This is a genomic window from Herbaspirillum sp. 1130, assembly GCF_017833835.1.
Lineage (GTDB): Bacteria > Pseudomonadota > Gammaproteobacteria > Burkholderiales > Burkholderiaceae_D > Herbaspirillum > Herbaspirillum huttiense.
In genome coordinates this window covers 258,845-283,052 of record NZ_JAFICQ010000002.1, presented here as the reverse complement: position 1 = coordinate 283,052, position 24,208 = coordinate 258,845, and the positions used below count along the sequence as shown (strand labels likewise).

Below are 24,208 nucleotides of genomic sequence, written 5' to 3'. Positions count from 1 at the left end.
GCGCTGCGCTCAGGCACTCTCTCCCTGCAAGGGCGCAAACGGCGCATAGATCGCCCGATAGCGTTGCAGCCGCACCTGCAGGGCCGCATGCCGTGCCGCATCGGGCTGGTACAGCGCCTGCTGTTCCGGTTTGCGGCACACCTCGGCTTCATCGCCGCCGTCGGCCAGCCAGGCCAGGCGCGCCGCACCCAGCGCACCGCCGGCCTCGCTGCCCACGTGGGTGACGATGCGCACCTGCAGCGCATCGGCCAGCAACTGTGCCCAATAAGCACTGCGCGCGCCACCTCCTACCAGCGACAGTTCGGCCACATCGGTGCCCGCCGCACGCAGCGCATCGAGTCCATCCACCATGCCGAAGGCCACGCCTTCAAGTACCGCATAACCGAGTGCGGCGCGCTGGTGTTCCGGTGTCAGCCCGTGGAAGACGCCGGTGGCGTAAGGATCGTTGTGCGGTGTGCGCTCACCTGACAGGTAAGGCAGGAACAGCGGCGCATTGTTGCGCGCTTCTTCGTCGAGTTGTTCGATCTCGGCCAGGAGGCTCTTCTCATCCACGGAACACAAGCGGCAGAACCAGCGCAGGCAACTGGCCGCCGAGAGCATCACGCTCATCTGGTGCCAGCGCTGCGGCAGGGTATGGCAGAAGGCATGAATGGCCCGCCCCGGATTCGGACGGAAGCGATCATTGACCACGAACAGCACACCGGACGTGCCCAGCGAAAGGAAACCATCACCCGGCTTGACCGCCCCGATGCCCACTGCACTGGCCGCGCCATCACCGGCACCACCGGCCACGATCACGTCCGCACGCAAGCCCCAGGCCTCTGCCACTTCCGGCAGCAGCGTGCCCGAGACCGCGCTGCCATCGACCAGCGCCGGCATCTGATCGCGCCGCATGCCGGAGGCGGCCAGCAGTTCGTCGGACCAGTTGCGGCCTTCCACATCCAGCCACAGCGTGCCGGCGGCGTCCGAGGGATCGCACACCTTGCGCCCGGTCATCATGAAGCGCAGCCAATCCTTGGGCAGCAGCACGGTCGCGATACGCGCAAACAGTTGCGGTTCATGGCGCGCCACCCACAGCAGCTTGGGCGCAGTGAAACCCGGCATAGCCAGGTTGCCGGCGATACCGTGCAGGCGCGGTGCGCGGCGTTCCAGCTCGGCGCATTCGGGGGCACTGCGCGAATCGCTCCAGAGGATGGCCGGACGCAGTACCGCATCTTGCGCATCCATCAGCACCGCACCATGCATCTGGCCGGACAGGCCGATGGCGCGGATGCGGCCGAAGCGCTCACTGCCGAGCTGCTCGCGCAGCTTGTCCACGGTGGCACAGGTGGCCTGCCACCAGTCGGCCGGACTCTGCTCGGACCAGCGCGGATGCGGACGCGAGACCGTCAGCGTACTGCCAGCCAGCGCCAGCAGCGCGCCCGTCTCGTCGATCACCACCGCCTTGACCTCGGACGTACCCAGGTCGATCCCAAGATACATGGTGCTCCTCGTTATTCGTTATTGAACGGCAATTCTATGACGCCTTGGGCACAAAAGGCAGCGTCAGTGCGCCTGCCCCAGCCACTGCTGCACGCGTCCATAAGCCGAGCGCACCAGCGCCACCAGGCGCGCGTCCCCGGCCAATTCGCCCCACAGCACGGCATCCGCGCAGAAGGCCTGCACCACATCCTCTGCCGCCAGCATGCTGCGCGCGGCAGCGGCGTCGAAGATGCCGTCCTGGTATTCGTAAGGCAGCGCACCGGCGGCCCAGCGCTGCAGGAATACCAGGAACAGCGCAGGCAGCATGGCTGTAGCCTGCGGATCGCGGCCGGCCGCCAGGCTCTCCTGCAAGGTCGGGCGGATGAAGCCGGGGATCTTGGAATAGCCATCGGCAGCCACGCGCTGGTTGGTGTCCTGGATGGCCGGATTGGAGAAGCGCGCCAGCGTCGTATCGCGGTATGCCGCCAGGTCGATGGGGCTGGGCGTGAGGCAAGGAATCACGTCCTGCGTCACATAGTCATGCGCCATCTGGCGGATGTCCTCGCGCAACGTGCCTTCGTGGATGTATTGCAGCCCGGCCAGCGTGCCGGCCCAGGCGATGCAGCTGTGGCTGGCATTGAGGATGCGGATCTTGGCTTCCTCGTAGGGCAGCACCGATTGCACCATCTCCACGCCGGCCGCTTCCAGGCGCGGGCGACCGGCCTTGAAGTCGTCTTCGATCACCCATTGGATGAAGGACTCGCCCATGAGGGCGCAGGGATCGTCGACACCTGTATTTTCTTTCACACGGGCCGCAACCGCCGGTGTGGGGCGGGGGGTGATGCGGTCCACCATGGCATTGGGGCAGGTGGTATGTGCATCCATCCAGGCCACCAGTGCGCTCTCGCCGCGCAGGGTCAGGAACTGGCGCAAGCCGTCGCGGAAACGTTCGCCATTGTGGCGCAGGTTGTCGCAGTTCAGCAGGGTCAGCGCCGCCTGCGGATGGGCCTGGCTGCGTGCGCGCAGGATGGCTGCAATCGCGCCGTAGATGGTGCGCGGTGCACCGCTGCCATCGAGGGCACAACGCAGGTCATCGGCCAGATCGGCGTTGCCGGTGTCGAGCTGGTAGTGATGGTCGAGGTAGTAGCCGCCCTCGGTCACGGTGAAGGAGATGATGCGGGTGCGCTCTTCCGCACCGGCGGCGATCAGTTGCGTGAGCCGCTCATCCCACGGCAGGATGCGGCCGATGGAGGCGATGCGCTGGTAGCTGCGCTCACCCTCGGGTGTGACGGTCTCCAGCGTGTACTGGCCCTGCTGGCGGGCCAGCGCTTCCAGCAGCGGGCTCATGTCGGCGCGGATGTTGGCCAGCGCCAGTTGCCAGCGACGGTCGGCACCGCTCTCGCGCAGCGCATTCAGGTAGACCGCCTGGTGGGCGCGATGGAAGGAACCGGCGCCGATGTGCAGCCAGGTCAGGCTGTCGGCGGCGTCCTGGTCGAGGGAAGTGGCGGTACGGGTCATGCCTGGTCCTTGTCGAGGAAGTGAATGGGCGAAGGGATCAATGCGGGCGCGGCGCGGCCACGCCCGATGCCAGGCGCGGCAAGGCCTGGCCGTCGGCACCGAACAGATGGCAGCGGGCCGGATCGGCAGCCAGGTGCAAGACGCTGCCATGCGGCGGATCGAGGCTGTCGGGCACGCGCAGGATCAGCGCATCATCGCTGCCTTCCTGGGCCGCATAGAGGTAAGAGAAATCACCCAGCAGTTCCAGCGCTGTGCAGCGTGCCTGCAGCGCGGCCTGGCCCTGGGCGATGTTGAGATGCTCGGGCCGCACGCCTAGCGTGACCTTCTGCCCCGCTTGCAGCGTGCTGCCGTCAACCGCCGCCCACTGCAGACCGCCCCCGGGCAATTGCACCTGCACGCCATCGGCCTGCACGGCGGCCACGGTGCCATCGATGAAGTTCATCTTGGGCGAACCGATGAAGCCGGCCACGAAACGATTGGCCGGATGGTGATACAGCTGCTGCGGCGAACCGACCTGTTCGATGCGTCCCTCGGAGAGCACCACGATCTTGTCGGCCAGGGTCATGGCTTCGATCTGGTCGTGGGTCACGTAGATCATGGTGGTCTTGAGGTCATCGTGCAGCTTGGCGAATTCCAGGCGCATCTTCACGCGCAGCGCGGCATCGAGGTTCGACAGCGGCTCATCGAAGAGGAACACGCTGGGCTGGCGCGTGATGGCGCGGCCAATGGCCACGCGCTGGCGCTGCCCCCCGGAGAGCGCACGCGGCTTGCGGTCCAGCAGGTGATCGATGTGCAGGATCTTGGCGGCATGCTGGACGGCGGCATCGATCTCGGCCTTGGACTTGCCCGCGATCTTCAACCCGAAGGCCATGTTGTCGTACAGGCTCATGTGCGGATACAGCGCATAGGACTGGAACACCATGGCCACCCCGCGCTTGGACGCGGGCACGTCGTTCATGCGGCGCGTACCGATGTCGAGGTCGCCATCGCTGATCTCTTCGAGCCCGGCGATCATGCGCAGCAAGGTCGACTTGCCGCAGCCCGAGGGGCCGACGAAGACGACGAATTCGCCATCCTCGATTTCCAGATTGATGTCGCGCATGACCTCGTTGTCGTCGTAGCGCTTGGCCAGGTTCCTGATGCTCACGGCTGCCATGGGATTCTCCTCGTTCTCTTGTAGGGGGACTGCGCGCTCTTTGCTCAGCGCAGCCAGATCAATTCACTCACCAGTTGCGGAAACTGTTTCATGTCCTCGAATACCTGATGCGCACCGGCATCCTTCAACTTGCGCGCCATCGTCTTGCGGTCGTGCGCCACGCCGGTAAAGCCCAGCACGTGCATGCCGGCGGCTACCGCTGCACGCACGCCGGTGACACTGTCATCGACTGCCACGCAGCGCGCGGGATCAACATTGAAGCCCGCCGCTGCCGCCAGATACACATCCGGTGCCGGCTTGGGATGGGCCACGTCATGACCGCTGTAGATGCGGCCGGCGAATTGCGGATACAGGCCGCAGCGGCGCAAGCCCGCTTCGATGCGCGGCGCATCGCTGTTGCTGGCCACCGCACGCGGCAGGCGGATGGCCTGCAAGGCCTCGACCACGCCCGGCACCGGCTGCGCTTCTTCGCCGCAGGCCACGGCCACCGCCTGGTGGATGCGCTCGGCGGCGGATGCATCCAGGCCCAGTTCGAATTCCAGATCAACTTCGCCCAGCAGGATGTCGGTGTACATGCCCAGGCGATGCGCGATGGCGGTGTGCAGGGCCTGACTGCGCTGCTCTTCCTGCTCGTCATCGTCGGCACCGCTCCAGGCGGGCAGCAGCGGCAACAGTTCACGATGCAGCACGCGCAGGGCGATGCTCTCGCTGTCGAGCAGCACGCCGTCGCAGTCGCAGATCAGGTGGGTGATCGCCTGGCGCGCCATCATCACTTCACCGCCCCGAAGGTGAGGCCGCGCACCAGCTGCTTCTGCGCCAGCCAGCCCAGCGCCATGATCGGGGCAATCGCCAGCAGCGAGGCGGCCGACAGCTTGGCCCAGAACAGCCCTTCCGGATTGGAATAGGAGGCGATGAACACCGTCAGCGGTGCCGCATTGACGCTGGTGAGGTTCAGGCTCCAGAAGGCTTCATTCCACGACAGGATGATCAGCAGCAAGGCCGTGGAAGCCAGGCCCGGCATGGCGGTGGGCAGCAGCAGGTAAATCATTTCCTGCCACGCGTTGGCCCCATCGATACGGGCCGCTTCGAGGATTTCCTTGGGTACGTCATTGAAGTAGGTGAACGCCATCCACACCGCGATGGGCAGGTTGATGAGCGTATAGATGATGGTCAACCCGGTTACCGTATCAAGCAGGCCGGTGTTCTTGGCCAGCAGATAGATGGGGATCAGTACGCCCACAGCCGGCATCATCTTGGTCGACAGCATCCACAGCAGCAGCTTCTGGGTGCGGCCGGTCGGGAAGAAGGCCATCGAATACGCCGCCGGCACCGCCAGCAGCAGCGACAACAGCGTCGACCCCAGCGACACGATCAACGAATTCTGCACATAGCCCAGGTAGTGGCTGCGGCTGAAGACTTCGCGGAAGGTGTCCAGCGTGGGCAAGAAAATCAGCGAGGGGGTATAGGCCTGGGACTCGGTCTTGAAGGCCGTCACCGCCACCCAGAAGATGGGGAAGAACAGCACGATGGCGCAGGCCCAGCCCAGCACCGCCACCCACAGGGGGCTTTTCTTAGGATCGCTCATTTTTCGTTGACTCCCTTGAGGTTCCTGGCCAGCATGCGCACCAGGAAGAACGAGACGATGTTGGCCAGCACGACCGCGAAGATGCCGCCGGCCGAAGCGATGCCGATGTCGAACTGCTGCAGGCCGATCGAATAGACCAAGAAGGTCAGGTTGGTGGTGGCCGTACCGGGGCCGCCTGCGGTGGTGGTGAAGATTTCAGCAAAGACCGAGAGCAGGAAGATGGTCTCGATCATGATGACCACCGTAATGGCGCGCTTCAGGTGCGGCAGAACGATGTAGAAGAAGATGCGCACCGGTCCTGCGCCATCAAGCTGTGCAGCTTCCTTCTGGTCGGTATCGAGCGACTGCAGCGCGGTCAAGAGGATCAGGAAGGCAAACGGAATCCACTGCCAGGCCACGATGATGATGACCGACAGCATGGGGTACTCGGCCAGCCAGTCAATGGGCTCCAGCCCCAGGTGGCGCATCACGTAGGCCAGGATGCCGTAGACCGGATGCATGATCATGTTCTTCCAGATCAGCGCGGCCACGGTGGGCATGACGAAGAAGGGACCGATGACCAGCAGGCGCGCAATGCCGCGCCCGCGGAAGGGCTGGTCGAACAGCACCGCCAGCAGGGTGCCGCCGATGACGCTGATGGCCAGTACCGAACCGATCAGCAGTGCGGTGTTGCCGATGGAGGGCCAGAAGGCCGGGTCCTGCAACAGGAAAATATAATTTTCCAGACCCACGAAACCGGTCTGGTCAGGGGCCATCAGGTTGTAGCGATTGACCGAAAAATAGATGGTCATCACCAGCGGAACGATCATCCACGCCAGCAGGATCAGCACCGACGGCGTCTGCATCAGGCGGATGGGATTGAAGCGCTCCTTGCGCGGCGGACTGGTCTGCTGCTTGCGTGCAGCAGGCTGGGAAGAACTCTGCATCATCGGTGAGGTGGACGACACCTGGGTAGAGTGGATCGTGGACATGACGGCCTCGGCATTTCAATCCCGGCGGCGCACGCAAGGTGCAGACAGCCGGGGAGAACGGCGCGATGTGCAAGGCATGCAAGCATGCCGCTCACATCGCGCGCGGGGCATGCAGCACGGGCTGCATGCCGGCGGAACCACAAGCGGAAGGACTTACTTGATGTAGCGGCCCTGGCGCATCATCCGCACTGCCTGTGCCTGGGCGGCATCCAGGGCGGCATCCGCGCTGGTCTTGCCGGCCAGTGCACCGGCAATGGCCTGGCCGGTCACGGTGCCGATCGACTGGAACTCGGGGATGGTGGCGAACTGCACGCCGGTATAAGGCACCGGCTTGAGGGTCGGCTTGTTGGCATCCGCGGTCTGGATCGCATCGAGCACGAAGTCGGAGAAGGGCGAGACCTTCTTGTATTCGGCCGACGCGTAGGTCGAATTGCGCGTACCCGGCGGCACCAGGGCCCAGCCGGAATCCTTGGCGACCAGGTTGATGTATTCCTTGGAAGTGGCCCAGGCCGCAAACTTCTTGGCGGCTTCCTGCGACTTGGAGGACTTGGGCACGGCCAGCGACCAGATCCACAACCAGTGCGAACCCTTGTCGGTCACCTGCTGCGGCGAGGGCGCGAAGGCGGTCTTGTCAGCCACCTTGGAATCCTTGCCGTGATAGAGCATGCCGGCCGCCACGGTGGCATCGACCCACATGCCGCACTTGCCGCTGGAGAACAGCACCAGGTTTTCATTGAAACCGTTGGAGCTGGCGCCCGGCGGACCGTACTTGCGCATCAGGTCGACATAGAAGTTGACCGATTTCTTCCATTCCGGCGAGGACAGCTGCGGCTGCCATTGCTCGTCGAACCAGCGGCCACCCCAGGCATTGGCCATGGTGGTGATGATGGCCATGTTCTCGCCCCAGCCGGCACGGCCGCGCAGGCAGATGCCGTAGACGCCCTTGGCCGGGTCATGCAGTTGCGCGGCCAGCTTGGCGACCTCATCCCAGGTCGGGTGCTGCGGCATGGTCAGCTTCTTCTGCTCGAACAGATCCTTGCGGTAGTAGGTCATCGAGCTTTCCGCGTAGAACGGCAGTGCGTAGAGCTTGCCATCCACGCTCAGGCCCTCCCGCACCGGCTTGATGAGATCGGCCTCATCGTAATCCGCCGGCAGGCCGCTCATCGGTGCCAGCCAGCCCTTCTTGGCCCAGATCGGCGCTTCATACGCACCGATGGTCATCAGGTCGAACTGGCCGCTGTTGGTAGCGATATCGGTGGTCAGGCGCTGGCGCAGCACGCTTTCTTCCATGGTGACCCAGCGCAGCTTGATGTCGGGATTGGCCTTCTCGAACGCCGGTGCCAGCTTCTGCAGTTCGATCATGTCGGGGTTGTTGATGGACGCGATGTTCAGCGTCACCGGCTCGGCTTGTGCATGGCCGGCAGCAAACAGGGTCGAGATGGCCGCAGCGGCCAGGGTGAAGCGAACGCGGGTAAAGCCGGACGCACGGGTGCGCACGAGTTTGGACATGCTGGTCTCCGAATGTTATGGGCCCTCCTGCACGTTCTTCCTGGGTGGCAGCGGCAGACGATGCCGGTGTACGCATGCAGGGAAAGGCGGTTTTCGCTAACGGTTTTCGCTAACTACGTTTTGAGCAAATATTATTTTTATGGGCAAATATTCATTCATTCTCGAATTTGTGTCAAGCATTTGCTTTTTGATTGAGCATTTGCCCAAGCTTCGCAATAATGGAACGGTCAACTCGCCGTAAAATGGCGACCCAAGAGGGAATTCACCGCATCAACATCACAGAGACAGCCCGCGCCCGCCTGCATTGGCAGCCACGGGGACGGCTGGCGAGGAGAACATGTCTAGCAGCGCATCCAAACTCGACCTGGCGGCGCGCGCCGCGTGGATGTACTACGTGGCCGGCAACACCCAGAACGAAATCGCCGAACGGCTCGGCATCTCGCGCCAGATGGCGCAGCGCATGGTGGCCTATGCGGCCGATGCCAACCTGGTGAAAGTGCAGATCACGCATCCGGTCTCTTCCTGCCTGGAACTGGCGCAGGGCCTGCAGGAGCGCTACGGGCTGGAGGTGTGCCGCGTGGTGCCCGGCGCAGGCGGCGCGGGCAATCCCAACGAATCGCTGGAAGTGCAGCAGATGCTGGCGGTAGCCGGGGCCGAGGTGATGGAGCAATACCTCAGTTCGGAAGCACCGCTGGTGGTCAACGTCGGCTCGGGACGCACGCTCAAGGCGGCCATCGAGCGCCTGTCGGAACTGGAGCGCCCGCAGCACCAGATCGTCTCGATGATTGGTGCCTTTGCTTCCGACGGTTCGGCCAATCGCTACGACGTGGCTCTGCAAGCCGCAGAAAAACTGGGCGCACGCTTCTACCTGCTGCCCGCCCCGCGCGTGGCCGAAAGTGAACGCGACCGCCAGCAATGGTGCAACCACCGCGCCTACAAGATCGTGACCGGCCTGGCCGAGCGCGCCGATGTGACGTTCCTGGGCATCGGCACCATCGCCCTTCAGGGCGCGATGCACGAAGATGGTTTCATCGACGATGAGGAAGTGGCCGACCTGCAGCGCCAGGGGGCGATCGGCGAGATGATCTGCCACGCCTTCGACATCGACGGCGTCATGCTGCCCTCGTCGCTGGCGGCGCGCGTGACCACGCCGCCGCTGGCGCAGAGGCCGCAGCGGCCGGTGATCGCGCTCTCCGGCGGCAGCAAGAAAGCCGACGCCGTGCGCGCCGCCTTGCGCGGCGGCTGGCTCACCGGCCTCGTGACCGACGAGACCTGCGCGCGCCACGCCTTGCAGGATTGAACCGCCTACGCATTTACTGACCACTACAACGACACGCACACGGAGACCAGCATGACCCAGAGCGCCGCATTCGTCGTCTTCGGCGAAGCCTTGACCGATTTCATCCGCCAGCCTGACGGCCAGTGGCGCGCCATTCCCGGCGGCGCCTGCTGGAACGTGGCACGCGCGGCCGCCCGCCTGGGCGTGGCCACCGGTTACGCCGGCAGCGTCAGCACTGACGTCTTCGGCGCCGAGCTGTATGCGCTCACAGAAGCGGCCGGACTGGACATGCGCTTCACCCAGCAGCACGCCAAGGCACCGCTGCTGGCCATGGTGACCTCGACCACGCCGCCCGATTACTTCTTCATCGGCGACGACAGCGCCGACCTGCATTTCGATCCGCAGCGCCTGCCCGCCGGCTGGATGGACGAAGCGCGCGTGCTGCACTTCGGCTGCATCAGCCTGACCCGCGAACCGCTGGCCTCGCGCCTGCTGCAGATCGCCCAGGAAGCGGCGCTGCGCAACAAGAAGATCGCCTTCGATCCCAACTGGCGCAAGTTGATGGACAGCCCCTCCTATCGCATCCTGTTCCAGCAATTGCTGTCCCTGTCGCATTACGTGAAGGTGTCCGACGAAGACTTGGAGCGCCTGTTCCCCGGCGACGGCAACGCGCTGGCCACGCTGCAAGCGCTGGCCCCGCAAGCGGAAATTCTCTACACGCTGGGTGCAAAGGGCATGCAGTGGATCAAGGGTGAGCAAGTCATTGACCAGCCTGCCTATCGCGTCGATGTGGTCGATACGGTCGGCTGCGGCGACGCCTCCATGGGCGGCTGGATCGCCAGCCAGCTACGCCAGCCCGAGGCCCCGGCGCAGGTCCACCTGCAATGCGCCGCGGCCGGTGCGGCCATTGCCGCCTCCAAGGCCGGGGCCTATGCCGCGACCTGGGACGAAGTGCAAGCCATGATCGCCGGGGCCTGAGGCTGGGGACTGCGCTTGTGGGCGCGTGAGCGAATGGCTAGAATCCGGCACCACTGCTCTTCTTTGTCTCCATGAACAAGCCCACCCCGCAAACTGTTGCCATCGTCGATGGCCAATCCGCCATGCGCCTTTCTCCGGCACAGGAACAGTTCAATGCGCTCATCGACGCCATCGGCACGCGCCGTGCGCAGCTCAAGGAGTGGGAAGCGGCCAGTGATGAATTCCACAAGAAATTCACGGCCCAATATGTCCCGTTGGAGCAGGAACTGCTCACCCTCAAACGTCAGGTGGTCTATCGCCTGCATGCCGCCTGGCCCGACAAGGCACTCGGCAAGGGCGAGCGCATCGCACTCTCGGCGCTGATCGCGGACATGGCGCAGGCCCTGTTGCAACGGGCCGATGATGCGGAGTTGGCGCTGATCTACCAGCAGCATGCGGAAGAAGAGGAGACGGAAGAACCCGCCTCCGTTGCGGAAGTACACGAAGACAAGACCATACAAGCAGAGCCCGCGATCGCCGAGGACGATTTCACCACCGGCACGCCGGAAGAAATCATGCAGCGCATGGAAGCGATGCTGGAACGCCAGGAGCGCGAACGCATGCAAGCCGCGCAAGCGCGCGAGGCCCAGCGTGCCAGCCGCAAGAAACCGCCCAGGCAGCGCGCCGCAGAAGCCCGCCAGCAGGCGCAGCGCATCGAATTGAGCCAGTCCATCCGCGCCGTTTATCGCCGGCTGGCCAGCGCCCTGCATCCGGATCGTGAGCTCGACGAGAGCGAACGCGCTCGCAAGACCGCGCTGATGCAGCAGGTCAACCAGGCCTATGAAAAGAACGATCTGTCGCGACTGCTTGAGCTGCAACTGGAACTGGAACAGATCGACCAGCATTCCATCCACGGCGTCAGCGAGGAGCGGCTGACGCACTACAACCGCATCCTCACGGAACAACTGGGCGACCTGGATCAGGAGATCGCCCACATGGAGCGGCATTTCAGGCAGACCTTCGGACTGGGGCCTGCCGCCCGGGTGTCGCCAAAAGGGATAGGTCGCGATTTGAACAAAGTCATTGCAGGCATGCGGCAGGAGATGCGCGATGTTGGAATGGTGTTGGGATCGTTTGACGATGTGGAGCAGGTCAGGGCCTGGTTGAAGCAAGGCGGACGCAGACAATAAGGCGTTCCTTGGAGGCCTGTCATTTACGGATCTCAGACATGCTCTTGAAGCATGAGCCACGACTCACATCAACGTATCTCCTCGATAAACCGAGGGCGGTCTATTGCCACCATGCGCCGAACGCCCAGACACTCGCAATGAGCGCAAAGATGAATGCCACCACGACGATATAAATTCTTTTTCCTGCAGGCGATGCTTCATGCCAGCGTTGTGCTCTGGTTTTGCCGAACAGCTCAGAGAGAATTTCCCGCCCCTTCATGCTGCATCTCCTTTCACTGCGTGCATCTCGGCATCACGCCCACATGAAAAACGCCTCGTTGCGCTGTTGATGGCAACGGGGCGTTTCACTGCTCAAACCCAATTCAACGGCAACGCAAAAACTTAGATTCTCTCCAGCTTCGCCACCGACAGATCCAGCAATTTCATCCCGAACTTGCCAAAGTTGATCTGCGCCCGCGCCGCACCGCCACCGCCTTCGATGTTGACGATGACGCCCTCGCCGAACTTGGCATGGGACACGTTCTGCCCGATGCGCCAGCCGGAATCGGTCTGGCGCGAGAAGTTCTGCGCGATGCGGTTGTTACCCGCTTCCGGCACTTCATCCCAGGCCGACTTGGGATTGGCGAACCAGTGATGCTGGGCGATCTTGGGCGAGAGCCACTTGATCGACTGCTCCGGCATTTCATCGAAGAAGCGTGAACGCATGTTGTAGCGCGTCTGGCCGTGCAGCATGCGGGTCTGCGAGAAGGTCATGAAGAGCCGCTTTCTCGCCCGCGTAATGGCCACGTACATCAGGCGGCGCTCTTCTTCCACGCCGCCCTCTTCCTTGGCACTGTTCTCGTGCGGGAACAATCCCTCTTCCATGCCGGTGATGAAGACCGCGTCGAACTCCAGCCCCTTGGCCGAGTGCACCGTCATCAGCTGCAGGGCATCCTGGCCGGCCTGCGCCTGGTTGTCGCCGGCTTCCAGCGAGGCATGCGAGAGGAAGGCTGACAGCGGCGACATGATGGTCACCAGCGGCGCATCGGCATCGAGCACTTCCACGCCATCGGCGGTGGTGATGGCCGTGCCGGCCGAGGCCTGCGCCTGCGGGCCGAGGAAAGCCGGGGCATCGAGGCCATAGCCCTCTTCCGAGACGAACAGCGTGGCCGCACTGACCAGCTGTTCCAGGTTCTCGATGCGGTCTGCGCCTTCCTTTTCGTTGCGGTAGTGGGTCATCAGGCCGGACAGGTCCAGCACCACCTTGACCATTTCGGGCAGGGGCAGATGCTGGGTCTCGAACCGCGCGCCTTCGATCAGCTTGATGAAGGCATTCAAGGAAGAGCCCGCCTTGCCCGCCACGTAAGGCACGGCGGCGTAGAGCGAGCAGCCATACTGGCGCGCTGCATCCTGCAAGGACTCCATGGCCTTGGCACCGATGCCGCGCGTGGGGAAGTTGACCACGCGCAGGAAGGCCGAATCATTGTGCAGGTTGTCCATCAACTGCAGGTAGGCAATGGCGTGCTTGATTTCGGCGCGCTCGAAGAAGCGCTGGCCGCCATAGACGCGGTAGGGAATGGCCGAGCTGAAGAGCGCATGTTCCAGCACCCGCGACTGCGCGTTGGAACGATAGAGGATGGCGATCTCGCTGCGCGCCCACCCTTCGGCGATCAGGTCCTTGACCTGTTCGATGATCCACTGCGCTTCCTGCAGATCGCTGGTGGCTTCATAGACCCGCACCTGCTCGCCGTGGCCGGCATCGGTGCGCAGGTTCTTGCCCAGGCGCTTGCTGTTGTTGGCGATCAGTTCGTTGGCGGTGTCCAGGATGTGGCCGTGCGAGCGATAGTTCTGCTCCAGCTTGATCAGGTTCTCCACATGGAATTCCTGCTCGAAGGCCGACATGTTGCCCACGTTGGCACCACGGAAGGCATAGATGCTCTGATCATCATCGCCCACCGCGAAGACCGCGCCGTGCTGGCCAGCCATGAGCTTCAACCATTTGTATTGCAGGTCGTTGGTGTCCTGGAACTCGTCGACCAGGATGTGGCGGAAGCGGCCCTGGTAGTGCTCGCGCAGCGGCTGGTTGCGCGAGAGCAATTCATAGGTGCGCAACAGCAGCTCGGCGAAATCGACCACGCCTTCGCGCTGGCATTGCTGGTCGTAGAGCTCGTAGAGTTCGACGAACTTGCGGTTGTAGTCGTCGTAGGCATCCACATCTTTGGCGCGCAGGCCCTGGTCCTTGGCGCTGTTGATGAAGTACATCAGGTTGCGCGGCGGATACTTCTCGTCGTCCACGTTCATCTGCTTGAGCAAACGCTTGATGGCCGAGAGCTGGTCCTGCGTATCCAGGATCTGGAAGGTCTGCGGCAGGCCGGCATCCTTGTGATGCGCGCGCAGCAGGCGATTGCACAGTCCGTGGAAAGTCCCGATCCACATGCCGCGCGTATTGATGGGCAGCATGCCCGACAGGCGCGCGGTCATTTCCTTGGCGGCCTTGTTGGTGAAGGTCACCGCCAGGATGCCCGAGGGCGAGACCTGCCCGGTCTGAATCAGCCAGGCGATGCGGGTGGTCAGCACACGAGTCTTGCCGGAACCGGCACCGGCCAGGATCAGCGCCGATTGCGCGGGCAGCGTCACGGCGGCGAGCTGCTCTTCATTGAGGTTGTGGAGAAGATTTTGCATCCCGCGATTATAAAGGGCGCGTGCCCTGACCGGGCGGGCAGGCGCGGCGCTATACTGCCGCACAGTTGATTTATCCACAGCCGAACCCGGCACTCACCTCAGCAATCGACTCTTCCGACCATGCGCCGCCTGTCTTCCCGCTCCTTCGCCGCCCTGCCCCTGATCGCCGCCCTGCTGCTCGCCGCCTGCGCCACCACACCGCCCCCGGCCGCGCGCAGCGATGTCGAACAATTGTTGACCTTGCAGAAGACCCGTCTCGACGTCGCCGCTCCCGTGGCGCGCAGCAAATGGAATTCGCATGCGCCCATCGATGATCCGGCGCGCGAGGCGGTCATTCTCGACGACGTGGCCGCCCGTGCGCAGAAACTGGGACTGGATGCCGCATGGACGCGGCGCTTCTTCCAGGACCAGTTCGAGGCCGGCAAGATCGTTCAGCGCGACCTGCATCGCCAGTGGCGTGTGGAGCAGCGTCCGCCCTTCGCCAACCCGCCAGACCTGGCGCTGCAGGTGCGCCCGGTGCTGGACCGCCTCACCCCCGACCTGCTGGCGGCGCTGGCCCGCCTGAACGGCCACTGGTGCGAGCCGGCCGTGCAGCGCGATCTGGCCGAGCTGGCACCGGAAATCCTGGGGGCCGACTACACCCCCGCCGTACGCGAACGGGCCACCGACGCACTGCACTGCCAGCGCTGAAAACCAGCCTGCAGGCAACAGGACGTCGCACAAAAACGACTAAGTTGCTGAATTGACAGGCAAAAATCTTTTGCTGTCCTGCAGCATTTTTAGGGCGGGAGTAAAATTCGGTCTGGCTGTTCACGCGCACACCGGCGCGCGCGGCCTGTTCATTCCGGTTTGCCCTTCCGGATTCACATTCCGACTTTCCCGCCATGTCCGACGATTCCTGTAGTCCCAGTTCCACCGGCACGCCCGTGCCCGCCGCTGCGCCGCGTCCATTGACGCCGGCCAAGGTCACGCGGCAGATCATCGCCACCGCCTTCTTCACCTTCCTGGTTTATCTGGCCATCGGCATCCCGATGGCGGTGCTGCCGGGTTACATCCACCTCGACCTGGGCTACAGCTCGGTGATCGCCGGCCTGGGCATCAGCGTGCAGTATTTCGCGACCTTCGTGAGCCGCGCCAATGCCGGCCGCATGATCGATACCATGGGGGCCAAGCACACCGTCATGCGCGGCATGCTGCTGTGTTCAGCCAGCGGTGGCTTGTTGCTGCTCTCGGCGCTGGCGCAGCCGCTGCCCTTCCTGTCGCTGGTGCTGCTGTTTGCCAGCCGCGCCTTCCTCGGCTTGGGCGAAAGCCTGGTCGGTACCGGCGCCATCATGTGGGGCGTGGGCCGCGTGGGGTCGGAGAACACCGCCAAGATGATCTCCTGGAACGGCATCGCCACCTATGCGGCGCTGGCCATCGGCGCGCCGCTGGGCGTGGTACTGGACCGCTCGCTGGGCTTTGCCATGATCGGCCTGACCGGCATGCTGCTCACCGTACTCGGCTTCGTGCTGGCACGCGGTGGTCCGGTCACCCCGGTGGTGCAGGGCGAACAGTTGTCCTTCAAGCTGGTGCTGCGCAAGGTGTTTGCGTATGGCATGGGCCTGGCCTTCGGCACCATCGGCTTCGGCTCGATCGCCACCTTCATCACCCTGTATTACGCCGATCAGCACTGGAGCGGCGCGGCCTTCGCGCTGACCGCGTTCTCGTCTGCCTTCGTCGGTGCGCGCCTGCTGTTTGCCAATGTCATCACGCGCTTCGGTGGCTATCGCGTGGCGGTGGTGTGCTTCCTGACCGAATCGATCGGCCTGCTGCTGCTGTGGAGTGCGACCACGCCTGCGCTCGCCTTGCTGGGCGCGGCGCTGGCCGGTTTCGGCTTTGCGCTGGTGTTTCCTTCGCTGGGGGTGGAAGCCGTCAGCCTGGTGTCACCGGCCAATCGTGGCGCGGCACTGGCGGCGTATTCGGTATTCCTCGATTTGGCGCTGGGCATCACCGGTCCGCTGGCCGGGGCCATCGCGGGACAGCTGGGATATCCGCAGGTGTTCCTCTTCGCCGCCATTGCGGCCATTGGTGGCGTGGCCCTGTCGCTGTCCTTGTATCGCACTGCGCAGCAGGGCGCCAAATCGTGATCTGATTGCCGTTGCAGTCGATGAGACGTCGGGCCGATAGGTTTTGATCTATCGGCCCGATTGATTTATAGGCGTGCATTTATCTCCAAAATCGATTGAAATGGGGAACGTCGGCCCCACTCTTTTATCAATAGTTGCGTAGTCGCAGTTTGTCCGTTTGCGATTTGCAATAGAATCGCGGTGTTGCGCAGTGTATGTACCCGCTTACGAAAAACCGAACAGCTAAGGAGCGAATAATGGCAAAGAAGAATGTGGCAGCCCCCTCGATCAACATCGGCATCAACGACAAGGACCGCAAGAAGATTGCCGACGGCCTGTCCAAGCTGCTGGCAGACACCTACACGCTGTACCTGAAGACCCACAACTTCCACTGGAACGTGACCGGTCCGATGTTCAACACCCTGCACCTGATGTTCGAAGGCCAGTACAACGAACTGGCACTGGCAGTGGACCTGATCGCTGAACGCATCCGCGCACTGGGCTATCCGGCACCGGGTTCTTACAAGGAATTCGCCAAGCTGTCTTCGATCCCCGAAGCGGAAGGCGTGCCCAATGCGCAAGAGATGATCGCCCAGCTGGTGGCCGGCCAGGAAGCCGTGACCCGCACCGCACGTTCGATCTTCCCGACCGTCGATGCCGCCGCTGATGAACCGACCGCCGACCTGCTGACCCAACGCATGCAGCTGCACGAAAAGAATGCGTGGATGCTGCGCAGCTTGCTGGAAGGCTGATGATCTGCCGGCCTTAGCCAAAGAAAAATGTCGTTCAATTGAACGGCATTTTTTTCGTCGACGCTCCGGACGGGCCCGGCATTCAGCGATACAAATCCGCCAACTGCCGCGTCTTGCGCTCCTCCACCGGCACCAGATACACGCTGCTGATGACAGCCACCATGTCCGCTCCCTGCGCCACCAGCGGCGGCGAGTTCTCCAGCGTGATGCCGCCGATCACCACCACCGGCAAGGGGATCTCGCGCTTGGATTGCGCAATGATTTCAGGCGCGGTCCGAAAATCATATTTTTTTACGCGCGACGGATAGAAGCCGCCGAAGGCCACATAACTGGCGCCATCGCGATACGCCGCATGCGCCAGCTCCAGCGTGCCGTAGCACGAGGCCCCGACGATGCGCTCCGGCCCCACGGCCTTGCGCACCTCGGCAATGGAAGCATCAGTACCGCCGACGTGGATGCCATCGGCATCGATCTCCAGGCACAGGTCCACGTGGTCGTTGATGATGAGGGGCACATCATATTGCCGGCACAGCGCCAGCAATGCCGAAGCCTGTGCGCGGCGTTGCTCCACACCGGCGGTCTTGTGGCGGTACTGCACCAGCGCAGCACCGTTCTGCAAGGCCAGCTCGGTGGCGGCCAGCAATTGGGCGGTGTCATCCCAATCCGGCGTGACGATGTAGAGGCCACGCAGATGCGTTGCGTACTGGGGGTTCATGTCAGGCTCCTGCCGCAACGGCGGCGTCAATAACAGGTTCAAAGGCAGGCACGCGATTGGGAATGCGCTGCCCCTCGGCAATCGCATAGGACGTCGACAAGGCCTGCTGCGTGTACTGCTGCGCCAGGTCGATAGCCTCGCGCATCGGCAGACCGCGCGCCAGGCAGGCCGACAGCGCGGCTGCCAGCGTGCAGCCGCTGCCGTGGAATTCATCAGGCAGCCGGGTCCAGCGCCAGCGCGCGCTCTCGATGGCCTCTTCGGCAAACTCGGAACGGAACAATTGTCCGAACCAGCGATTGATCACATCCTGCTCTTGCGGACCGTGGCCGCCCTTGAGCAGCACATGCGCGCAGCCGCGCTCCATCAGCAGCGCCGCCTGCCGCGCCGGTTCCACATCACCGCACAAGCGGCGCCCCTCGTTGAGGTTGGGGGTGATGACGGTGGCCAATTCATACAAGGGTTCGATCACGCGCGCAGCATCGTCGCGCGAGAGCTGGTCGCCCTTTCCATTGGCAAGCACCGGATCGAGCACCACCGGCAAATGCGGGTCACGCGCACGCAAGTGTCGGATCAGGCCGGCGATCACTTCGGCATTTTCTCGACTGCCTGCGATGCCCAGCTTGACCGCTGCGATGTCGAAGCGGTCAATCAGCACCTGCGCCTGATGACGCACCAGTTCCGGATCGAGCGCATGCACCGCAAAGACGCTGACGTTGTCCTGCACCGTCAATGCCGTCGGCACCGACAAGGGATGCGCACCCAGTGCCGTGATGGCCGGGATATCGGCCTGCATGCCGGCCCCGCCGCTGGGGTCGGAGCCGGAGAAGACCAGCACGCAGGGTGGCGTGGCGCGATAAGCTGCCTGCATGCTCACTCCACGCGGCCGGCCATCGGCGAGGACGGCGAGGCGGCAAACTTGCGCGCAATGCGTCCTGCGAGGAAGGCTTCGCGGCCCGCCTCCACCGCCAGTTTCATGGCGCGCGCCATGCGAATCGGATCGCGTGCACCGGCAATGGCCGTATTCATCAGCACGCCATCACAGCCCAGTTCCATCGCAATGGCCGCATCGGAAGCCGTGCCCACGCCGGCATCGACCAGCACCGGCACCCGCGCCTGTTCGATGATGAGCGAAAGATTCCAGGGATTCAGAATACCCATGCCCGAGCCGATCAGCGAAGCCAGCGGCATGACGGCAGATACGCCCAGGTCTTCCAGCATGCGCGCCTGGATCGGATCGTCGCTGCAATACACCATCACGTCGAAGCCATCCTTGACCAGGGTCTCGGCGGCCTTCAGCGTTTCGGGCATGTTGGGGAAGAGGGTCTTCTCGTCGCCCAGCACTTCCAGCTTGACCAGCTTGTGTCCCCCCAGCAGTTCGCGCGCCAGTTGCAGCGTGTAGACCGCATCGGCGGCGTTGTAGCAGCCGGCGGTATTGGGCAGGATGGTGAATTCGGAAGGCGGCACCGCGTCCAGCAGGCTGGGCGCATTCGGATCCTGGCCGATGTTGACGCGGCGGATCGCCACCGTGATGATCTCGGCACCGCTGGCGACCGTCGCCGCACGGGTTTCGTCGAGGTCCTTGTACTTGCCGCTGCCCACCAGCAGGCGCGAGCGATAGGTCTTGCCGGCGATGGTCAGGCCCTTGTCCTCGCTCAGGAGGGGGGCGTCATTCATGTTCATGTCGATTCCTTGTCTGTGAGAGCTGCGTGCCACGGGAGGAGGCCGCTGGCGGCACCGGCGCGCCGCAGCGGAACAATCTTTCATCCGCCCCCGATGGCGCGCACTACGTCTACCTGGTCGGCCTCGGCCAGCGCGCGCGCTGGCCATTGCGCGCTGGGCACCACCTGGCGGTTCACCGCCACCGCCACTGCCTTGCCAGCCAGAGAGAGGCCGGCAATGAGCTGGTCCAGCGTGGCGCCGTCAGGCAGGGTGTGAGGCTTGCCGTTCAGTTCGATCTGCATGGCGCTTACTGCTTCGCATAAATCTCGGCGCCCATCTTGACGAACTCGACCGATTTCACCTGCATGCCTTGCTTCAGGGCGTCGATCTCGGAGATGCCTTCCTTGGCGGCGTAATCACGCACTTCCTGGGTGATCTTCATGGAACAGAAGTGCGGGCCGCACATGGAGCAGAAATGCGCCACCTTGGCCGAATCCTTGGGCAGGGTTTCGTCGTGGAATTCGCGCGCCTTGTCCGGGTCCAGGCCGATGTTGAACTGGTCTTCCCAGCGGAATTCGAAGCGCGCCTTGGACAGCGCGTTGTCGCGGATCTGCGCGCCCGGATGGCCCTTGGCGAGGTCGGCTGCATGCGCGGCAATCTTGTAGGTGATGATGCCGTCCTTCACATCCGTCTTGTTGGGCAGGCCCAGGTGTTCCTTGGGGGTGACGTAGCACAGCATCGCCGTGCCATACCAGCCGATCTGGGCGGCACCGATGCCGGAGGTGATGTGGTCGTAGCCGGGCGCGATGTCGGTGGTCAAGGGGCCAAGCGTGTAGAACGGGGCTTCGTGGCACTGCTCCAGCTGCAGGTCCATGTTTTCCTTGATGAGATGCATGGGCACGTGGCCGGGACCTTCGATCATCACCTGCACGTCGTGCTTCCAGGCGATCTGGGTCAGTTCGCCCAGGGTGCGCAATTCGCCCAGCTGGGCTTCGTCGTTGGCGTCGTAGATCGAGCCGGGACGCAGGCCGTCGCCCAGGCTGAAGCTGACGTCGTAGGCTTTCATGATCTCGCAGATCTCTTCGAAGTGTTCGTAGAGGAAGGATTCGCGGTGATGCGCCAGGCACCACTTGGCCATGATGGAACCGCCGCGCGAGACGATGCCCGTCATGCGCTTGGCCGTCAGCGGCACGTATTGCAGGCGTACGCCGGCGTGGATGGTGAAGTAGTCCACGCCCTGCTCGGCTTGCTCGATCAAGGTGTCGCGGAAGATTTCCCAGGTCAGGTCTTCGGCCTTGCCATTGACCTTTTCCAGCGCCTGGTAGATCGGCACGGTACCGATGGGGACCGGCGAATTGCGGATGATCCATTCACGGGTTTCGTGGATGTTCTTGCCGGTGGAGAGGTCCATGACGTTGTCGCCGCCCCAGCGGATGGCCCAGGTCATCTTTTCCACTTCCTCGCCGATGGAGGAAGTGACGGCCGAGTTGCCGATGTTGGCGTTGATCTTGACCAGGAAATTGCGGCCGATGATCATCGGTTCGACTTCCGGGTGGTTGATGTTGGCGGGGATGATGGCACGGCCACGGGCGACTTCGTCACGCACGAATTCCGGAGTGATCTCGGCGGGAATGGACGCTCCGAAGGACTGGCCGGGATGCTGGCGACCCATCAGGTCGGCCAGCTTGTTGCCCATGGGGCCGGAGGCTTTCAGTTGCTCCAGGTATTCCTTGCGGCGCAGGTTTTCGCGGATGGCGATGAATTCCATTTCCGGCGTGATGATGCCGCGGCGTGCGTAGTGCATCTGGGTCACGTTGGCACCGGCCTTGGCACGGCGCGGCTTGCGATGCAGGTTGAAGCGCAGCTCGGCCAGGGCCGGGTCGTTCAGGCGCTGCTGGCCGTATTCGGAAGTCGGGCCGGGCAGTTCCTCGGTGTCGTTGCGTTCCAGGATCCAGGGCAGGCGCGGGGTGGAGAGACCAGCGCGGATGTCGATCTTCACGTCCGGGTCGGTGTAGGGGCCGGACGTGTCATAGACATAGATCGGCGGATTCTTTTCGGAACCGAACATGGCCGGCGTGTCGGCCTGGCTGATCTCGCGCATGGGCACGCGGATGTCCGGGCGCGAGCCGGTCACATAGATCTTGCGGGAATTCGGGAGAGGCTGGACGGCTGCCTCGTCGACGGTGGCCGTCGCGGACAGGAATTTCGGGTTGGCATTCATTTCGGCTCCTTTGCTTGATGACTCATGGCTCGGAGCCAGCAAAGGAGGTTGCGGAAGAGGACGAACGGCGTGGAGTACTGCGGACCGTGGGTGCGTCATGCTGCCGGTTGCTTCCCTTCGCTGGCATTATCCAGATCAGGTTCAAGGGTATTTCTCACCCGGCTGCCAGAGCATGTGCTCCGGTGCCAGGACCCCTAGCGATGCGACGCGGACCGCTTGCGCAGTCCTTGTCGTGGACCGGATTCTACACCGATGGCCAGCGGAGACAAGCGCTGCTTCATGAAAACTGAACTCCTGCAGCATGAGATTCAGGAACGGCAAATCAAGATAATCAAGTAATTATTTGCCATTCATTTAACTAATAATTAAAAATAATCAAATCCTGCCAAGCGAGAAACTTTCTGCGTGATATATTTTCGGCGGGAAAGAAAATGGGTTGCGCCAGAGCAAGCAGTACAGGCAACAAGCGCTTGCGGTCAACCCCATCCAGCCCGCCGCCAACGAGGCGGGCACGAGGGCACGATAAGGCAGCCTGGCACAGGGGCTGGATACGCCGGCTGCCACCGCAACACCAGACGACGCGTCGCACCCGACCGGGTGCATGCTGGGGGGCATGCGCGACTGGCAAGAAGAAATACGGCGATCCCGCTGCGCCGTCAGCAAACAAGAAACATGACTCTGACACTTCGTCGCAAGACGCTGGTGGTGCGCACGCTCGTGGCGGCCATCGGTGCAAGTTTCGTCTCGGGCTGCGCGGTCGATCCGGCCACCGGCAAACCCTCCTTCAAGGAAACCTTCGCCAGCGATGATCCCTGCTCGCAAAACGCGCGCAACATCGGCATCGGCGTGGGCGTGCTGGCCGGCGCACTGCTGGGCCGCCAGGTCGGCGGCGACAACAAGGGGCTGCTGGTCGGTGCCGCACTGGGCGGCGTCATCGGCGGCCTGATCGGCAACGACATGGACAAGCGGCGCTGCGAGTTGTCCAAGATCGCGAAGCAGTATCAGCTCGACCTGCAGATCACGGCGCTGGACAACAAGGGCGAAGCGATCACCACCACCGACAGCGCCAAGGCCAAACAGGAGACGGCGGGATCGGTGGTCGAGATCCGCGATCCGGCCGGGGCCGGCGGCCACTTCGAAAGCAATTCCGATCAGCTCACATCGCGTGCCCGCGATTACTTCACCGCGATCGCCGCCACTTACGACATACGCAAAAGCGCGGCCGAAATACAGGATCCCAACCTGCGCAAGCAATACCTGGAGAAGATGAGCCAGCGCAAGCTGCTGCTGGTCGGGCATACCGACGACACCGGCTCCTCGCGCCTGAATGCCGACCTCTCCGAGCGCCGTGCCCGCGCAGTGTCGCGCTTCATGCAGGAGCACGGCGTACCGGCAGCTTCGCTGTATTTCCAGGGTGCGGGCGAGTTCTATCCGATTGCCAGCAACGACACCGAAGACGGACGATCCAGGAATCGCCGCGTGGAAATCGTCGAGTTGGGCGACAAGGCCAGCTTCGACAACTATCTCGCCGCGCGTCGTCCGCGCGTGGAGTTCTATCGCCAGGAAAAGAGCGACGCACCGACCGTCGCGCAGTCCGGTGCAAGTACCGGGGTCACCGCTGCAGCCGCAACTCAAGGAGTGCCGCGCACGCGTGCGGCCACCAGCGCCAAAAACAACACGGCCAGGACTACCAGGAGTGCGGACGTCGTTGCCAGGGACAATCGCAACGACGGCAAAGGCGATGCGGCAGCCACTGCCCCTGCGCCGAAGACCTCTGCGTCTGCGCCTGCCGCGAACGCACCCGCCAGCGCATCCACCCGTAAAGCGGGGTTGCCCGACAGCGGCGACTGGATCGACTTTGGCGGCGCGCCGCTGATCGCCTCCAGCGACACGGCCGCCATCGGCAAGGTCGAGGGCAAGCGTCCCTTCTCCTCGCTGATCAGCCCGGCCTACGCCGATGAGCCGCCGGTACTGGCCGACTGCACGCGCGACCGGCCGCGCGCAGCCAATGGTGTCAAGTCGTTGGCTGACGGCAAGGCCTATCGCACCAGCGAACACATCCCCGGCCTGTATGGCAAGACCTGGACCGAGCAGGTCAACGGCCATCAGGTGGTGATCAACCGCATCGCCGTGCTGGCGGGCGACGGCACGCTGGCCAACCTGCCCGAGTTCAAGGTCTACAAGAACTACGATGCGGCGCGCCGCACGTCGGCCAAGGCCGATGTCCAGCTGCAGCCGGAGGTCAACACCTACCTGGGCAGCAAGGGCCTGCTGTATCGCATCTTCCTCAAGGGCCAGGGCGGCATGCAGTGCGCCGACATCGTCTTCGATGCCGGTGGTGGCAGCGCGGCCAGGGCCGGACGCCTGGTCTACCTGCGCGCCAACACGCCCTATGCGGCCGACTTCAAGCCCAGGATGTACCAGTAGGCCAGCACCGACAACCACAACACATCAACCGGGGAGCCCCTC

General features: G+C 63.6%; 20 protein-coding genes, 1 pseudogene and 1 riboswitch. Of the genes and pseudogenes, 7 read left to right on the top strand and 14 right to left on the bottom strand.

What is annotated here, in order from left to right; all coding sequences use genetic code 11:
* Positions 1–9: 9 nt before the first annotated feature.
* The 7 genes and pseudogenes from xylB to JOD78_RS10045 all read right to left on the bottom strand — a co-directional run bounded on the left by xylB (position 10) and on the right by JOD78_RS10045 (position 8,200).
* The gene (gene xylB, locus JOD78_RS10075) at positions 10–1,482 is read right to left on the bottom strand and encodes a xylulokinase (RefSeq protein ID WP_209568152.1); all 1,473 of its coding nucleotides are present in this window, start codon (positions 1,480–1,482) and stop codon (positions 10–12) included.
* A gap of 63 nt (positions 1,483–1,545) precedes the next feature.
* Complete coding sequence (gene dalD / locus JOD78_RS10070) at positions 1,546–2,979, bottom strand: D-arabinitol 4-dehydrogenase (RefSeq protein ID WP_121042698.1); 1,434 nt, start codon at positions 2,977–2,979, stop codon at positions 1,546–1,548.
* A gap of 37 nt (positions 2,980–3,016) precedes the next feature.
* Positions 3,017–4,135 (bottom strand): sn-glycerol-3-phosphate ABC transporter ATP-binding protein UgpC, encoded by a 1,119-nt coding sequence (gene ugpC, locus JOD78_RS10065; RefSeq protein ID WP_134135638.1) that lies wholly within the window; start codon positions 4,133–4,135, stop codon positions 3,017–3,019.
* Positions 4,136–4,179: 44 nt separating this feature from the next.
* On the bottom strand, positions 4,180–4,905 hold the full coding sequence (locus JOD78_RS10060) for an HAD-IA family hydrolase (RefSeq protein ID WP_209568153.1): 726 nt from the start codon (positions 4,903–4,905) through the stop codon (positions 4,180–4,182).
* Positions 4,905–5,684, bottom strand: a pseudogene (locus JOD78_RS10055) (carbohydrate ABC transporter permease); the annotation flags it as partial. The gene JOD78_RS10060 and the pseudogene JOD78_RS10055, both read right to left, overlap by 1 nt.
* A gap of 32 nt (positions 5,685–5,716) precedes the next feature.
* The gene (locus JOD78_RS10050) at positions 5,717–6,691 is read right to left on the bottom strand and encodes a sugar ABC transporter permease (RefSeq protein ID WP_034330884.1); all 975 of its coding nucleotides are present in this window, start codon (positions 6,689–6,691) and stop codon (positions 5,717–5,719) included.
* Positions 6,692–6,844: 153 nt separating this feature from the next.
* On the bottom strand, positions 6,845–8,200 hold the full coding sequence (locus JOD78_RS10045; RefSeq protein WP_121042689.1) for a sugar ABC transporter substrate-binding protein: 1,356 nt from the start codon (positions 8,198–8,200) through the stop codon (positions 6,845–6,847).
* 337 nt (positions 8,201–8,537) lie between these two features.
* Here JOD78_RS10045 and JOD78_RS10040 point away from each other — a divergent pair, with 337 nt between their 5' ends.
* The 3 genes from JOD78_RS10040 to JOD78_RS10030 all read left to right on the top strand — a co-directional run bounded on the left by JOD78_RS10040 (position 8,538) and on the right by JOD78_RS10030 (position 11,626).
* The gene (locus tag JOD78_RS10040) at positions 8,538–9,500 is read left to right on the top strand and encodes a sugar-binding transcriptional regulator (RefSeq protein WP_121042687.1); all 963 of its coding nucleotides are present in this window, start codon (positions 8,538–8,540) and stop codon (positions 9,498–9,500) included.
* Positions 9,501–9,551: 51 nt separating this feature from the next.
* The gene (locus JOD78_RS10035) at positions 9,552–10,457 is read left to right on the top strand and encodes a carbohydrate kinase (protein WP_121042685.1); all 906 of its coding nucleotides are present in this window, start codon (positions 9,552–9,554) and stop codon (positions 10,455–10,457) included.
* A gap of 71 nt (positions 10,458–10,528) precedes the next feature.
* On the top strand, positions 10,529–11,626 hold the full coding sequence (locus JOD78_RS10030) for a J domain-containing protein (RefSeq protein ID WP_209568155.1): 1,098 nt from the start codon (positions 10,529–10,531) through the stop codon (positions 11,624–11,626).
* 100 nt (positions 11,627–11,726) lie between these two features.
* Here the strand turns inward: JOD78_RS10030 and JOD78_RS10025 are convergent, their stop codons facing one another.
* Both JOD78_RS10025 and JOD78_RS10020 read right to left on the bottom strand, forming a co-directional pair.
* Complete coding sequence (locus JOD78_RS10025) at positions 11,727–11,885, bottom strand: hypothetical protein (protein ID WP_209568157.1); 159 nt, start codon at positions 11,883–11,885, stop codon at positions 11,727–11,729.
* Between the two features lie 122 nt (positions 11,886–12,007).
* On the bottom strand, positions 12,008–14,287 hold the full coding sequence (locus tag JOD78_RS10020) for a UvrD-helicase domain-containing protein (RefSeq protein ID WP_209568159.1): 2,280 nt from the start codon (positions 14,285–14,287) through the stop codon (positions 12,008–12,010).
* A gap of 120 nt (positions 14,288–14,407) precedes the next feature.
* On the opposite strand from JOD78_RS10020, the gene aroQ reads away from it, so the two are divergent.
* From aroQ to JOD78_RS10005, 3 genes are all read left to right on the top strand, one after another.
* Complete coding sequence (gene aroQ / locus JOD78_RS10015) at positions 14,408–14,977, top strand: gamma subclass chorismate mutase AroQ (protein WP_209568160.1); 570 nt, start codon at positions 14,408–14,410, stop codon at positions 14,975–14,977.
* Between the two features lie 194 nt (positions 14,978–15,171).
* Positions 15,172–16,413: an MFS transporter gene (locus JOD78_RS10010; protein WP_134135641.1), complete on the top strand. Its 1,242-nt coding sequence runs from the start codon at positions 15,172–15,174 to the stop codon at positions 16,411–16,413.
* A gap of 236 nt (positions 16,414–16,649) precedes the next feature.
* The gene (locus JOD78_RS10005; RefSeq protein WP_008334773.1) at positions 16,650–17,144 is read left to right on the top strand and encodes a Dps family protein; all 495 of its coding nucleotides are present in this window, start codon (positions 16,650–16,652) and stop codon (positions 17,142–17,144) included.
* A gap of 82 nt (positions 17,145–17,226) precedes the next feature.
* On the opposite strand, the gene thiE is transcribed toward JOD78_RS10005, so the two are convergent.
* From thiE to thiC, 5 genes are all read right to left on the bottom strand, one after another.
* Positions 17,227–17,859 (bottom strand): thiamine phosphate synthase, encoded by a 633-nt coding sequence (thiE, locus tag JOD78_RS10000; protein WP_209568163.1) that lies wholly within the window; start codon positions 17,857–17,859, stop codon positions 17,227–17,229.
* A 1-nt stretch (position 17,860) separates the two neighbouring features.
* Positions 17,861–18,727: a hydroxymethylpyrimidine/phosphomethylpyrimidine kinase gene (locus tag JOD78_RS09995; protein WP_209568165.1), complete on the bottom strand. Its 867-nt coding sequence runs from the start codon at positions 18,725–18,727 to the stop codon at positions 17,861–17,863.
* A 2-nt stretch (positions 18,728–18,729) separates the two neighbouring features.
* Complete coding sequence (locus JOD78_RS09990) at positions 18,730–19,539, bottom strand: thiazole synthase (RefSeq protein WP_209568167.1); 810 nt, start codon at positions 19,537–19,539, stop codon at positions 18,730–18,732.
* A gap of 80 nt (positions 19,540–19,619) precedes the next feature.
* On the bottom strand, positions 19,620–19,820 hold the full coding sequence (thiS, locus tag JOD78_RS09985; RefSeq protein ID WP_209568169.1) for a sulfur carrier protein ThiS: 201 nt from the start codon (positions 19,818–19,820) through the stop codon (positions 19,620–19,622).
* A gap of 5 nt (positions 19,821–19,825) precedes the next feature.
* Complete coding sequence (thiC, locus tag JOD78_RS09980) at positions 19,826–21,739, bottom strand: phosphomethylpyrimidine synthase ThiC (RefSeq protein WP_121042667.1); 1,914 nt, start codon at positions 21,737–21,739, stop codon at positions 19,826–19,828.
* A gap of 95 nt (positions 21,740–21,834) precedes the next feature.
* A riboswitch (TPP riboswitch) is annotated at positions 21,835–21,945 on the bottom strand.
* 466 nt (positions 21,946–22,411) lie between these two features.
* Between thiC and JOD78_RS09975 the strand changes: the two genes are divergently transcribed.
* Positions 22,412–24,166: an OmpA family protein gene (locus JOD78_RS09975; RefSeq protein ID WP_121042665.1), complete on the top strand. Its 1,755-nt coding sequence runs from the start codon at positions 22,412–22,414 to the stop codon at positions 24,164–24,166.
* Positions 24,167–24,208 lie beyond the last annotated feature (42 nt).